The organism is Acinetobacter sp. P1(2023) (assembly GCF_028367635.1).
Classification (GTDB): domain Bacteria; phylum Pseudomonadota; class Gammaproteobacteria; order Pseudomonadales; family Moraxellaceae; genus Acinetobacter; species Acinetobacter pittii_E.
Genome location: NZ_JAQNDD010000001.1, coordinates 433129 through 447709, shown reverse-complemented (window position 1 = coordinate 447709; position 14581 = coordinate 433129). Strand labels below are relative to the sequence as shown.

Annotated in this window: 11 protein-coding genes and 2 tRNA genes; 7 read left to right on the top strand and 6 right to left on the bottom strand. The window is 37.2% G+C overall.

Annotated elements, in window-relative coordinates:
- Positions 1-173 precede the first annotated feature (173 nt).
- From POD11_RS02050 to pyrC, 3 genes are all read right to left on the bottom strand, one after another.
- Positions 174-249: transfer RNA gene (locus tag POD11_RS02050), tRNA-Glu, on the bottom strand.
- 18 nt (positions 250-267) lie between these two features.
- Positions 268-930: a ribonuclease T gene (gene rnt, locus POD11_RS02045; RefSeq protein ID WP_016141841.1), complete on the bottom strand. Its 663-nt coding sequence runs from the start codon at positions 928-930 to the stop codon at positions 268-270.
- The gene (gene pyrC / locus POD11_RS02040) at positions 915-1949 is read right to left on the bottom strand and encodes a dihydroorotase (RefSeq protein ID WP_174749128.1); all 1035 of its coding nucleotides are present in this window, start codon (positions 1947-1949) and stop codon (positions 915-917) included. Before pyrC ends, rnt begins: the two co-directional genes overlap by 16 nt.
- Before the next feature lie 149 nt (positions 1950-2098).
- Here pyrC and POD11_RS02035 point away from each other — a divergent pair, with 149 nt between their 5' ends.
- Positions 2099-3361 carry a GGDEF domain-containing protein gene (locus POD11_RS02035; RefSeq protein ID WP_262456143.1) on the top strand — a complete coding sequence of 421 codons (1263 nt, stop codon included), beginning with the start codon at positions 2099-2101 and terminating at the stop codon, positions 3359-3361.
- Between the two features lie 57 nt (positions 3362-3418).
- On the opposite strand, the gene argG is transcribed toward POD11_RS02035, so the two are convergent.
- A complete protein-coding gene (argG, locus tag POD11_RS02030) occupies positions 3419-4777 on the bottom strand; it encodes an argininosuccinate synthase (RefSeq protein WP_224993188.1) in 1359 nt (452 codons plus the stop codon).
- Between the two features lie 219 nt (positions 4778-4996).
- On the opposite strand from argG, the gene POD11_RS02025 reads away from it, so the two are divergent.
- From POD11_RS02025 to POD11_RS02005, 5 genes are all read left to right on the top strand, one after another.
- Positions 4997-5338, top strand: coding sequence for a hypothetical protein (locus POD11_RS02025; protein WP_239976366.1), 342 nt, complete (start codon positions 4997-4999; stop codon positions 5336-5338).
- 128 nt (positions 5339-5466) lie between these two features.
- Positions 5467-7497: an NADPH-dependent 2,4-dienoyl-CoA reductase gene (locus POD11_RS02020; protein WP_262456142.1), complete on the top strand. Its 2031-nt coding sequence runs from the start codon at positions 5467-5469 to the stop codon at positions 7495-7497.
- Between the two features lie 85 nt (positions 7498-7582).
- Positions 7583-7672 (top strand) — tRNA-Ser (locus POD11_RS02015).
- A gap of 317 nt (positions 7673-7989) precedes the next feature.
- The gene (locus POD11_RS02010; protein ID WP_262456140.1) at positions 7990-8163 is read left to right on the top strand and encodes a hypothetical protein; all 174 of its coding nucleotides are present in this window, start codon (positions 7990-7992) and stop codon (positions 8161-8163) included.
- A gap of 240 nt (positions 8164-8403) precedes the next feature.
- Positions 8404-10566 (top strand): KAP family P-loop NTPase fold protein, encoded by a 2163-nt coding sequence (locus tag POD11_RS02005; RefSeq protein WP_262456139.1) that lies wholly within the window; start codon positions 8404-8406, stop codon positions 10564-10566.
- A gap of 385 nt (positions 10567-10951) precedes the next feature.
- On the opposite strand, the gene POD11_RS02000 is transcribed toward POD11_RS02005, so the two are convergent.
- Both POD11_RS02000 and POD11_RS01995 read right to left on the bottom strand, forming a co-directional pair.
- A complete protein-coding gene (locus POD11_RS02000) occupies positions 10952-12166 on the bottom strand; it encodes an aminotransferase class I/II-fold pyridoxal phosphate-dependent enzyme (protein WP_262456138.1) in 1215 nt (404 codons plus the stop codon).
- A 40-nt stretch (positions 12167-12206) separates the two neighbouring features.
- Positions 12207-13640 (bottom strand): aminotransferase-like domain-containing protein, encoded by a 1434-nt coding sequence (locus POD11_RS01995; RefSeq protein WP_198308317.1) that lies wholly within the window; start codon positions 13638-13640, stop codon positions 12207-12209.
- Between the two features lie 261 nt (positions 13641-13901).
- Here POD11_RS01995 and yfcF point away from each other — a divergent pair, with 261 nt between their 5' ends.
- Positions 13902-14576: a glutathione transferase gene (gene yfcF, locus POD11_RS01990; RefSeq protein ID WP_262456137.1), complete on the top strand. Its 675-nt coding sequence runs from the start codon at positions 13902-13904 to the stop codon at positions 14574-14576.
- Positions 14577-14581: the final 5 nt, after the last annotated feature.

Sequence of the window (14581 nt, the reverse complement as noted above, 5' to 3'; positions counted from 1 at the left end):
CTTGTTGATAATAAATATCAGTATAGAAATAAGAATTATTATATTGTAAATCTATGTAAAGGAAATACTGGATCGGTAATATATTTGCACAAGTGTATTTTATGGGGGAATACAGAAATTAGAAATATAAACAGAACGTTTAAAAATAAAAAGGAATCTTAAAAGAAAGAATATGGCGTCCCTACGGGGATTCGAACCCCGGTTACCGCCGTGAAAGGGCGATGTCCTAGGCCTCTAGACGATAGGGACGTTGAGGATGGCGGTATCTTAAGAAGCCGCCACCAAACTGTCAAGGAGGTAAGGTGACAGTTTGTTCAAAATATAGCAAAACAGTTCAGCAGTCTTCTGAGTATCGTACAAAGCAGAATGAGCTTCTTTACCGTCAAAATCAATTCCAGCTTGAATACAGGCTTTAGCAAGCACAGTTTGTCCAAACATTACAGCACTTAAAGTAACCGTATCCATCACTGAAAAGCTATGGAATGGGTTCTGATTTTTTGTGCTTGTACGTGCAATTGCTGCTTGTAAAAAACCAAGATCAAAATGCGCATTGTGACCAACTAGCACTGCATGGGTACAATGTTGCTGTTTACGGACTTCATTCACCGATTTAAAAATACGGCGTAATGCGGTGCGCTCATCTTCAGCCATTGCCATACGCATCGGATTGAATGGATCAATACCAATAAAATCTAACGAACGGCGGTCGAGATTAGCCCCTTCAAACGGGTTAATATGCGCATGAAATGCTGGACCAGGGACAAATTGTCCCTGAGCATCATACACAATTGGAATGCACGCAATTTCTAGCAATGCATCTGTCTGGGCATTAAAACCTGCCGTTTCAACGTCAACAACAACAGGTAAGAAGCCACGAAAACGTTGGCCAATGACCGGGACAGAGGTTTCTTGTGTCACACTTTTCTCCATTGCAGCGTTTTCCCGGCATGCAGCGGGATAATTTTTTGATCATCTAAATAATCAAAAGATTCTGGAACGAGGTTATCTTCTTTTACCAAAGTAATGGTAGAAGTATTACGTGGTAGACCGTAGAAGTCTGCACCAAAGTGGCTAGCAAAGCCTTCTAGGCGCTCTAATTTACCCACTTGATCAAATGCTTGAGCATAAAGTTCAATTGCATTAGGCGCACTATAACAGCCCGCACAGCCACACGCATTTTCTTTTGCATTTTGCGAGTGAGGTGCGCTATCTGTACCCAAGAAAAATTTAGGGTTACCGCTAGTTGCAACTTCAAGCAAAGTGGTCTGGTGAGTTTGACGCTTTAAAATTGGTAAACAATAGAAATGCGGTTTAATACCACCCACCAACATATCATTACGGTTAAATAATAAATGTTGAGGCGTGATTGTTGCAGCAACATTGCGGTCTTGTTCTAAAACAAAGTGTGCGGCATCGCTTGTTGTGATGTGCTCAAGTACCACTTTAAGTTTTGGAAATTGCTTTAATAACGGTGATAAAACTTCATCTAAGAAGCGTTTTTCACGGTCAAAAATATCAACGTGGTTATGAGTTACTTCACCATGAAGTAATAACGGAACTTGGTGTTCTTCTAATTGCTCAATGACTGCATAAACTTTACGAATGTCACTTACACCGTTATCAGAGTTAGTGGTCGCGCCTGCTGGGTAAAGTTTAATAGCATTTACATGTCCAGACTCTTTAATTTTACGAACTTCGTCTGGTGAGGTGAAATCAGTAAAATAAAGCACCATACGCGGGTCAAAATGAAGACCTTCTGGAACATGAGCAAGAATACGTTCACGGTAAGCCAATGCTTCTTCCACAGTTTTTACAGGTGGAACAAGGTTTGGCATACAGATCGCACGAGCAAATTGTTTGGCCAAATCAGGTACAGTACGTTTTAATGCTAAACCATCACGTAAATGTGCATGCCAATCATCTGGCTGGAGCAGGGTAATAGAGTCCAAGGCAGTTCAAACTTCGAAATAAAACAAATGATAATCGATAAAGTGTGAAAATGGTAACGAGAATTACGGACAAATGGCAAAATAAAGCGCCAGACGCATTAAAAAATAATGTTATATTTTGTTAATGTGTAAGAAGCAGGAATCAAGTAGTGGCGAATAGGGGAAATGTACATGAATTACTCAAAGCAAAAGAAGAAATAGAATATTTGGTAACTCTACATACCCATCGTTATGCCAATACGCCTTTGCCACATCAATTAGAAAAAAAATTCTGGTGCCTAAACCTTGAGCGAACTAAACAAAATATCTCAAAATTTTTAGCAAGTGGCATTTTAACCTACCTTATTTTTATTTTACTGGCTTTACCAACTGACTACTTGGTAATCGGGGTGCCCAATATTACTTGGGACTTCATTTATTGCTTACTAAGTGCAATTAATATTGCTTGTGCGCTGCTATTATTTTGGGTTTTTGCAAAGTTTAAAGGCCTCAGTGAATATTTTTATATCGCTGCCTGTGGCATTGTATTTTTGACCATTATTATCAATGCAATGCTGCTTCTTAGCGTAGAAAATGTCGCCCTTAAAAACCAGTCAATGTTGCTACTTTCTTTTTTATATATGCTAGGTTTTATCCTAAGCGGTATAAAGCCTCTACATATGCTCTATGTGGGGTTGATCGCAGCGATTTGTGTTTTTTCTCTACTGATTTTGTTGCAAGCAAATTGTGATTATATTGCTTTGGGAAGAGCGCTGTTTGGAAGCTGTATTTTAGGTTTTTCAATTAGCACGATGCTCATCTCTAGAGAAAGAAGCCTTTTTTTAAATAACCAGCTTGCTGAACTTAACGAACAGATTTTACGAATTGAGGCTTCCGAGTTGCTTCATTTAAGTCAGCAGGATGCACTGACCAACATCTCAAATCGACGTACTTTTGATGAAATGTTCGACTTTTTTTACTATCGTGCAAAGCAAGAAAAGCGTCCATTGGCTGTTTTATTTATTGATATCGATTTTTTTAAAAATTATAACGATTTTTATGGACACCAAATGGGGGATAAGGTCATCTCATCTATTGCCTCTGCAATTAAAAATTCGATACGCCATGTTGATTTTGTGGCCCGTTATGGGGGAGAGGAGTTTGTGGTGCTGTTGCCGAAAACACCTGCTCAAGGTGCCTATGCGGTCGCTGCAAATATTTATAAAGCGATTGAGCGCCAAGCAATTCCTCATGCCGCCTCTTTAGTTTCTAAGCAGGTCACCATTAGTTTAGGTTTTACTGTTTATACAGAAGGTTTTAAAGTAAATCAGGAAAAGTTAATTCACGCTGCGGATCAAGCTTTGTATCGGGCTAAACAGCTTGGTCGTAACCAGATTTATTATCAACCTTTAGAAATAGTGGAACCTGCTTAAACAGACACTTAATAAAAAAGCCACCTTTGTCGGTGGCTTTTTTATTAAGTAAGAAAATTATTTCTTCTTGCTATCGAGTTGTGGCACAGCAGAACCTTGACCGATTGAAAGCAAACCAGCATCTGTATAGATACCAAGTTTTGCACGTGTATCGGTAATGTCGAGGTTACGCATAGTCAACTGACCAATACGGTCCATTGGCGAGAACATTGAATCGCCTTTTTCCATTGTTAAACGTTCAGCTTCGTACGTTAAGTTTGGAGATTCAGTGTTCATGATGGTGTAGTCATTACCACGACGAAGTTCAAGAGTAACTTCACCTGTAACAGCTTTAGCAACCCAACGCTGCGCAGTTTCACGTAACATAAGCGCTTGAGAGTCGAACCAGCGGCCTTGGTAAAGCAGACGACCTAAACGTAAACCGTTAATACGGTATTGTTCGATCGTGTCTTCGTTATGAATACCAGTAACCAAACGCTCGTAAGCAATATGAAGAAGGGCCATACCCGGTGCTTCATAAATACCGCGAGATTTTGCTTCGATAATACGGTTTTCGATTTGGTCAGACATACCTAAACCATGACGGCCACCAATACGGTTTGCTTCAAGAATAAGCTCAACCGGATTGTCAAAAGTTTGACCGTTTAATGCAACAGGTACACCCTCTTCAAAACGTACAGTTACTTCTTCTGGCGTAATTTCAACTTCATCTTTCCAGAAAGCAACGCCCATAATTGGGTCAACAATTTTGATACCAGCGTTTAGGTATTCAAGATCTTTTGCTTCGTGAGTTGCGCCTAACATGTTTGAGTCAGTTGAGTACGCTTTTTCTTTTGACATTTTATAGTCAAAACCATTGTCGATCAGGAACTGTGACATTTCAGCACGGCCACCGAGTTCATCGATGAAGTTTTGATCTAACCAAGGCTTGTAAATTTTAAGATTCGGGTTGGTCAACAAACCATAACGATAGAAACGTTCAATATCGTTACCTTTATAAGTTGAACCGTCACCCCAGATGTTTACGTCATCTTCTTTCATTGCAGTAACTAACATAGTACCTGTTACTGCACGACCCAGAGGAGTCGTATTGAAATATGGAACGCCACCTGTGCTGATATGGAATGCACCACACTGAATTGCAGCAATACCTTCAAGCGCCAATTGTAAGCGGCAGTCAATTAAGCGAGCTTTTACAGCGCCGTATTGTTCTGCTTTCTTTGGAATTGCATCGTAGTCATCTTCATCTGGCTGGCCTAAGTTTGCAGTATATGCATAAGGCTCAGCGCCTTTTTGTTTCATCCACAATAAAGCTGCTGAAGTGTCTAAGCCTCCGGAGAAGGCAATCCCAACTTTTTTGCCTACTGGTACATGCTGCAAGATAGTTGCATTATCAGTCATTGCTAATCCTAACATTTATGAAAAAGACCCCATATAGGCGGTCTTGAGAATTCTGAATGGCGGCTATTGTAGCACTATTCATGGTGCTTTTTTTCGCAAAAAAAGCATTAATTCACTTGATCTGATTTGAAGTTTTAATTTGATAAAAAATATGAGGCTATTTATAGAATAAGAAGAGCTAAATGAAGTATGGTTGTCCAAATAAGAAATTTAATAACTTAAAAAGAAAATAGGATGAATATGAAGAAAAATATTGGCTTATCACGTGCACACTATGTTGTGGCTGCGATCACGGTACTCGACGTGATTTATATGATTTACCATTACATGGCATTAAATGACCCTATTCCTACATATTTACTTGGTGGAATTATTGGAAAAGGGGTAGTTATTGGACTCCATATATACGCTGCTAAAAGAGTTCTAGATGGCACAAAAAATTCTAGATATATTTCTCTTTTTCTAACGATCTTTTTACTTTTTGCATTTCCTATTGGAACCATTCTTGGCGTGATTATGCTGTTTTTATTATATAAATGGGAGAAAGAGCTAGATTTCATTAGCGTCATTAAATAAAAGCAATAGGAGTGGTTTTACTGGATTGACCATAAGCTCCGATAAATTTCTTTGCATGGTCATCCAAAATTATTAAAAAAGTATTAAAGTACTATGCAACAAGTTGCAAAAAATTATTGGGACGCAGCATGACAAGTTACGCCAATTTATTAAAACCATTACATTTAGGCTTTACCACCATTAAAAACCGTGTGGTGATGGGATCCATGCATACGGGTCTTGAAGACCGTTTTTACAATTACCCAAAACTGGCAGCTTATTTTGAAGAGCGTGCAAAAGGTGGGGTTGGCCTGATTGTGACCGGGGGGATTTCTCCAAACCGTCAAGGTTGGCTACTACCCATGGGTGGAACCATGAATGGTTTAACCGATATTCCGCAGCACCGTCTGGTTACACATGCTGTGCATAAGCATGGTTCAAAAATTTTAATGCAAATTTTGCATGCTGGCCGTTATGGTTATCAACCTTTTGCAGTGTCTTCTAGTCCGATCAAATCGCCAATTTCCCCATTTAAACCGCGTCAACTTTCTGAAAAAAATATTTTAAGTACGATTGATGACTATGCACATTGTGCTGACATTGCCAAAAAAGCAGGCTATGACGGCGTTGAAATTATGGGCTCGGAAGGTTATCTCATTAACCAGTTTTTAAGCAGCCATGTGAACCAGCGTACTGACCGTTGGGGCGGTGATATTGAAAACCGTATGCGCTTTCCGGTGGAAGTCGTAAAGGCGATTCGTGCCAAAGTCGGTGAAAAATTTATTATCTGTTTCCGTTTGTCGTTGCTCGATTTAGTTCATGACGGCAACACTATGCAAGAGGTGGTGACTGTTGCAAAAGCTTTAGAAAAAGCGGGTGTCACTTTATTAAATACCGGCATTGGTTGGCATGAAGCTCGTGTTCCGACCATTGTCACGTCTGTGCCTCGTGCAGCTTTTGTCGATTACACGGCTCATGTAAAACAGCATATTTCTATTCCGATTATTGCGTCAAACCGAATTAATATGCCTGAAACTGCCGAAGAAATTTTGGCATCTGGCAAAGCGGATATGGTTCAAATGGCACGTCCTTTATTGGCCGATGCATTTTGGGTAAATAAAACTGCGACTAATCGCGTTGATGAAATTAATACCTGTATTGCCTGTAACCAAGCTTGTTTAGACCATGCTTTTAAAAATAAGCGTGTGTCATGTTTAGTGAATCCGCGTGCAGGTCATGAAACTGAACTGGTCTATTTAAAAACCAAACAGCCTAAACGTATTGCTGTTGTAGGTGGCGGTGTAGCGGGAATGTCTGCGGCCACTGTTGCTGCAAGCCGTGGTCATGCGGTTACTTTATTTGAAGCAACGGCGGAAGTAGGCGGGCAATTTAACTTTGCTAAGGTCGTACCGGGCAAAGAAGAATTCCACGAAACAATTCGCTACTTTAAAGTCCAACTCGAAAAAACAGGGGTGGATGTACGTTTAAATACTCGCGTGAACCGTGAGCAGCTTGAACGCGAAGGGTTTGATGAAGTGATTGTTGCAACGGGTGTAATTCCTCGTGCATTAAAAATTGAAGGAAGTAATGCACCACAAGTTCTTTCTTATGCTCAAGTTTTAAAAGGTGCAGAAGTTGGGCAAAAAGTAGCAGTGATTGGTGCTGGCGGTATTGGTTTTGATGTATCTGAGTTTTTACTTAAACCGCCACATCAACCACAACCTCAACCTTTAGCCGAGTGGCAACGTGAATGGGGTGTGGACCCAGATCCAAACTATGTTTCTGAAGGGGGGATGCAGCCGCCAGTCGTTGAACCAGCAATCCGTGAAATTTATTTATTGCAACGTAAAACAACACCACTCGGTATTGGACTTGGCAAAACTTCGGGTTGGGTCCATCGTGCACAGCTTAAAAAGCATGGTGTCCGTATGTTACGTGGTGTGCAATATAAAGCAGTCACCGACGAAGGGCTTTGGATTGAGCATAATGGTCAAGATCAGCTTTTACGTGTAGACACGGTAGTGGTGTGTGCAGGGCAAGAGTCGGTAAAAGACTTGATGCCAAAAGAAGGTGAGTCGACGATCGCGAACTACCATATTATTGGTGGTGCAAAGCTCGCAGCAGAGCTAGATGCCAAGCGTGCGATCAAAGAAGGAGCAGAATTGGCTGCTCAACTGTAAAATTGATGAAACAATATGCACTTGAACACAAAGCGATGATATTTTTCTTGAATAAAATGAATAAGCTTTGTATTCTTACGCACATGGAAGCGTGGCAGAGCGGTTTAATGCACCGGTCTTGAAAACCGACGAGGGTGTGAGTCCTCCGTGAGTTCGAATCTCACCGCTTCCGCCAAAATTCTGAATAAGCCCTTGTTTTTACAAGGGCTTATTTTTTATCTGTCATTTTACCCCTCAACCTACCCCACATTAAAACTTGGATTAGAATAGTTAAAATAAGAATAATTCACATGGCTTTGGATTGAGGTTTAGATTCCTTTAAGCATTTTCTAACTTCACTTATTAATTTTCAAAACCTATATAGAAGCACATGAATTGCAGCTTTCTTAATCGTTTGGATTCTTTAAAGCTAATATAGCGTCATTTGATGACGTACTTATCTTTTAATTATAGTGAGGTTGATTAAAATCCTAATTGAAGGAGGTTAGTCATATGAATAAAGATGTAGTGCATTTAATACAAAATGAAGACAAGGAAATTGTCTTACATTGTCAACGTGACAAAAACAATGAAATTATGAGAATTTTTGACCTAGAGGGCAATGTTTTGCCCTTAAATCAAAGAACTAGATGTGTTATTTGGAATGCTGAAGTTTGGTATTATTGAGTTGAATATAAAAATAGCATGAGGGAATCGTGCTGCCCTATACAAAAGTTTTTTCTTATTAGCATTTTTAGTTCTTCTCAGTTGATTGGTCCATATGTGGGGCAGTTTATCACCTCCTTTCTTCATTTCATGGATTAGGTGTAGATATAAACATTTATGTGAGGTTTCAATAGAACAAAACTTTGTATAGATGGGAGTTTCTTGTTAATAATACATTTTAAAAATAAATGAGAGCACTTTATGACCGATAATTACACATCTGACTCTCCTGTATTTAAACATAAGGATGATAAATTTAATCGTTGGCTATTTTCTAAGAGAATAGCGGACGTTATAGCAAATAGAAATGACTCCTCTAGTATAGTAATAGGGCTATATGGAGCTTGGGGAAATGGTAAAACATCTGTTTTAAACTTCATTGAAGAGTCTTTAACTGATAATCAAGATGTTCTATGTATAAAATTTAATCCGTGGCGTTTTGGAACAGAAGAAGAGCTGCTAAAGGCTTTCTTCCTAGACATTGCTCATGCTATTGAAGTCGAACTTATCACGAAAACAGATAAAGCCAAAGATGCTGTTAAATCTTTAGCACCTGCTATTACTAGTATATTTGGAGCTGCTGAGGTGGGGCAGGCAATCAGTAGTTTTATACCAAGTCTAGAGTTACAAAAGCTGAAAGAGCGAATTGAATGTGAATTAGAGAAAGCGCAGAAGAGAGTTTTAATTTTAATTGATGATGTGGATAGATTAGAAAAATCCGAAATACATGCTCTTTTTAGGCTCGTAAAGCTTACTGCTGACTTTAAGCATACCGCATATATTTTAGCTTTTGATAAGGATATAGTCGCTTCTTCATTACAGGATCGTTATGCCAATTCTTCTAATAATGCTGGCGAGGCTTTTTTAGAGAAAATTATACAAGTTCCTTTACATTTACCACTTATTGATCAATCTGTATTAATTAAATTTTGCTTTCAAGGGGTAGATGAAGCACTCAAAGTTGCTGATATAGAGCTTTCTCAAAATGAAGCAAATGATTATGCAAGTAAATTTATAAGATATTTTGGTTCTGCTGTAACGACTCCTAGAAAAGCAAAGCTTTATGGAAATATCTTATTATTCTCTTTACCTATTTTAAAAGGTGAAGTTGATGTAGTAGAGCTTATGTTGATTGAAGCAATTAGAGTCTTTTATCAACCAATTTATGATTTGTTGCGAATAAACAAAGAGATGTTTTCTGGAACATTTTCTCAAAGTAGATTTACGAATAATGATTCTGATAAAGAGAAAATTAAGCAGCTATTAGATAAGGCAATAGATTTATGTTTGAATGTGGATAAAGAGAAAATTATTAGCTTATTAAGAGATTTATTTCCTAAAATCAATTCTTGTTATCAAAATATGTATTATGGTTCTGAATGGTATTCAATCTGGGATGAAAAACAGAAAGTTTGTGCACCAAATTATTATTTAAGGTATTTTACTTATTCCATATCAGAAGATGATATCTCAGATATCACAATAAAAGAAATTCTTAATCAATGTGAGCTTTGGCAGGAAAATTTTGATTTTAATAAAAATCCATTAAATGAATTTTTAAATAATGAAAATGCAGAAAGACTAATCTCAAAATTAAGAACAAGAGCAGTTAATTTATCAGAAAAGATTTCTTTCTCATTGAGTGTAGCAATAGCCCAAAAAAGTAATCAACTTCCATATACATTAAAGCTTTTTGATTGGTTCACGCCTGTTATACAAGGAGCGATGTTAATTTCTGATTTAGTTCAAAATATAAAGCAAGAAGAGCGGTTACCTGTTATTCAAGTAATTATAGACCATGTTACTAATTTGGATTTTATATTTGATCTTTTATCATGGGTGAAAAAATATGATGAAGAGAAACCTGAAGTAACCGATGTTTTTTCAAGCTTTGATATGGATGAGTTAAGCAAATATGTAGTTAGTCGAATAAAAAAAGATCTCTCCTCTAATATCAATATTATTGAAACTGTTCCAAGAAATTTACCTATTTTATTCAAATTACTTAATGAGTATATACAACCTAATTTTGTAAATGAACTTCTCATAGAAATATTACCTACTAAACCAGAGCTTTTAATCTCTATTATTAAGCCATATTTAGGAATAGCGGAAGGGGGGAGTCGTTCTGGACCTCATAGAAGTGACTTAAAAATTGAACAATATAAACAAATTAAGAAACAAATAAATCTTAATATATTAATAGATATTATTGAGCAGAACATTGAACCAGAGACTATATTTTCTGAGAACTTCCCTGAACAATATGATAACTTGAAAGATAATGATCTTATATTTATCAAACAATTATATTGGTTATATAAAAATCGAAATAATGAAAAGGATTTAAATGATGATTCTTAATCCTGAAATTCAATTTAACTAAGAGGAGGTGATAAGGAGGTACGCAAAATAAAGAGGCACTTTATCATTTAATTCATACATATAAACTATGGGTTATAATTCCTAGTTGTGTTGTAACATCAGCAATACCATGACCTTTCTTAGTCCATTTTCAATTTTATCTAGATTGGATGAAATCAGATTCTCATGGATGTTACATGTTTTATTTATCTTCTAGATCGAAATAAGCTGTCACTAAATCAATGACAGCATTTAGAAAGAGAGCACCTAAATATCTGAGTATAGACTTGTCATTTATCTATTATCACCAGTGACTAGAATGTTGGATATTCTCATTTGCGATATTAAAGGCTCATAAGTTGAATCACTGTTCCTTTTGGGTGGATCACTCATTCAATGCTAGGAGTAGGGACAGCGAAATACCCTTAGCAGCTTGTGTAATTTCTGAAAGTGAAGGATAACTCGGCGCAATACGAATATGACTATCTGTTGGGTCAATTCTATAGGGGAAAGCAGCGCCAGCAGGTGTTAATGTAATTCCTAAATCTTTGGCTAATTCGATAGTTCTTTTTGCAAGACCCTGTGGAACTTTTAAATCAATGAAATAGCCTCCTTTAGGATTTGTCCATGAAATATTTTGATTATCTTGTAGATAATATTCAAACTGTTGAATAACTGCGTCAAATTTAGGTTTGAGGATTCGACTATGTTGTTCCATTAGTTGTTCAACGTTATCTCGATCTTTTAAGAACTGTACGTGACGAAATTGATTTACTTTATCTGGTCCAATACTTCGGACTGCAGTGCATTTTTCCCACCATGCAATATTACTTGGTGATGCTGCAAGAGCTGAAATGCCTGCACCCGCTAAAGTGATCTTTGAAGTTGATGAAAAAATAATAGGTCTGTTGGGGTAACCAGCTTTGGTACATTGATCGAGAATATTAGCGGTTGAAATTTTTTCATCAGTAAGGTGATGAAAGCGATACGCATCATCCCAAAATATTTTAAAATCAGCTGCAGCTGTATCCATTGTTGCTAAACTATGGACTACTTCATCTGAATATACAGCACCAGTAGGATTACTGTATTTTGGTACACACCATATTCCTTTAATGTCAGGATTATCTTTAACGATACTTTTGATTTCTTCAATATCAGGCCCATTTTCATGCATAGTGATATTGATCATATTTATGCCTAGTGCTTCACAAATAGAAAAATGTCTGTCATATCCAGGAACTGGGCATAAAATTGATATTGGTTTTCGGATCCATGGTGCTCCATCAGGGAAACCATGAATCAACGCAAAAACAATAGCATCATGCATTAAAGCTAGGCTGGAATTGTTATCTACGAAAATTTGTGAGTATGGAACATCCAATAAGCTTTCAAATAGTAATCGTGCTTCTAATAAACCATGAGCACCACCGTAATTTCGGATATCAATGCCTTCTTTGGATTTGAATGTAGTTAATCGGTTATGAATCGCATTGGAAAGTTCTAACTGCTCTGAAGACGGTTTTCCACGAGACATATCCAGTTTTAAACCCAACTCTTTAAAAATTTTATACTCTGCTTTTACAACTGATGTATCCATTAATATTATCCTTTTAGATTGTCTGATGAAGAATATATTTCTATTTCATTGCTGTTTTAATGATTAAACCCAATTGTTTAAGAGCATTATCAATTTCATCTGTATATGGGTAACCGCAATTAATCCGGAGGCAATGGTTAAAACGATTTGAATTTGAGAATAGAGAACCTGGGGCGAATAAAATTCCCTCTTGTAAAGCAATTTCAAGAATCATATCTGCCGATATTTTTTCAGGTAACTCTATCCATAAAGTCATTCCGCCATCTGAAGAGGCTAAACGCGTTCCTAGCGGAAAATATGTAGCAACGGCTAACTTAATTCTATTTTTCTGATTTTTAATTTTTTTTCTGAGTGCCTGTAGATGACGATTATATTTTGAAGCTCCCATAACCTCTGCTGCAATCACTTGAGGCCATTCCTCATTACTTCTAGTCTGAGTAAATCTCAGCATTTGTACACGGGCATGCCAACGTCCAGCACTCATCCAGCCAATACGAAGACCAGGAGCGAGTGTTTTTGTAAGAGATGCACAGTAGATAACATTACCTGAATGATCCCATGCTTTTAGTGCATTGATTGGAGTTTCATTATCCATCAGCGATCCAAATGTATCATCCTCTATAATTGCTATCCCTTGTTCTTGACAAAAAAAGGCCAATTTACGCTTATTCACTTCAGGCATGATACTGCCCAGCGGATTCTGAAGATTTGGCATGACAACCACGGCTTTAATTTTATAAACCTGTGATGCAAGTTCAAAGGCTTCTAATGAGATGCCGGTATTTGTATTGGTCGGTATTTCTACTGCGCGTAAATCAAGGCTTTCTAATATTTGAAGTAATCCATAGAAAGTTGGGGATTCAATAGCAACGGTATCGCCAGGTTGAGTAACAGCTTTTAGTGCAAGATTTAATGCTTGTGTACCGCCCTGAGTAATTAATATTTCATCAGCATTAATTGCCAATCCAGATGAAATTGCTCGTCTTGCAAGTATTTTTCTAAAATGTGGATTCCCGATGAAACTCGGTGGCTTAACTAATAAATCTGGTTGATCACGTAATGCTTTACTGCCATTAATTTTCATCTCTTGTGCGAGATAAAGTGAGGGTGCCGCATGTGCGCCAGATAAGTTGACTTTAACTGGATGCTGATTTGTCTTGGCAATAAATTCCGATACACGTTTATGAATCCCGATATATTGAGCGGGATCAGGAACTACAATATCTGGTTCTTCAATGAGATTCATAATTTGCTCGGGAGGAGTCTGCAAAAAATAGCCCGAGCGATTTTTAGTTTGTAACCATCCTAAGTCTTCTAAATGTCGGTAAACCTGAAGAGCTGTGGTTACACTGATATTATGCTGTTTGACTAGTGTACGAATAGATGGCATTCGCTCACCAGTTTTAATGGATCCTTTTTCGATGAGCTTTAAATAATAATTTGCCCACTGAATATATAAAGGCCCTTCAGACATAATATTCCTTTTAATATTTTTATTAATGTGCTCTTAATTACCATAGTGATATTACATTCTGCAAGTGTATAAACAGATTTTATATTTACGCACCAGTACAGATAATTTTTTTTTACTCTGTGTTCTATTAAAAAGGGAAGATCTGTTCATTTTTTTTCATTCTGTTCTAGCTGACTATAAATGACAAGTATGAAGTACCTCTAATAAAAGAAGTGGTTCTTTAGAAGCTAATGGTCTTGGTAGTAAAGTAGGATGTTTGTAATGAATGAATCGAATTTAACGCTTTATGTAGGTTCTGATTTTGTTAGTGCATTTGCAATGTCAGCATTTGTTGCATTAAAGGAAAAGGAACTGAATTTTGATCTTGAACTGATAGATCTTAAAAACAAAAAGAACTATTTACCCCAATATAGAAATATCTCACTGACTTGTAAAGTTCCGACTTTAGTACACAATGATTTTGCACTCTCAGAGTCATCTGCTATTGCTGAATATATTGAGAGTAGTTTTCCTTCACCAAATTATAAAAATATTTACCCAAAAGATATTAATGATCTTGCCCGTGCTCGACAGTTACAGGCTTGGTTACGAAGCGATTTATTAATCATTCGTCAGGAACGACCAGCAGATTTAATTTATTCAGATAAAAGAAACCCTCCGCTCACGCAAGCTGCTACAGATGCTGTAAGTAGATTATTCTATTTTGCCGATAGGCTTTTGGACGGTGGGTCAGAAAATCTATTTGGAGAGTGGTGTATAGCAGATACAGATCTGGCAATTATGTTAAATAGGCTGATATGCAATGGTGATGACGTTCCTCTAAATTTAATTGAATATGTTCACAAGCAATGGAAACGCCCTAGCGTACAAAAATGGGTTGAACTGAACTATACACAATCAAAAATTAGTCAACATCAACTAACTCAATGTGAATAAAGTAT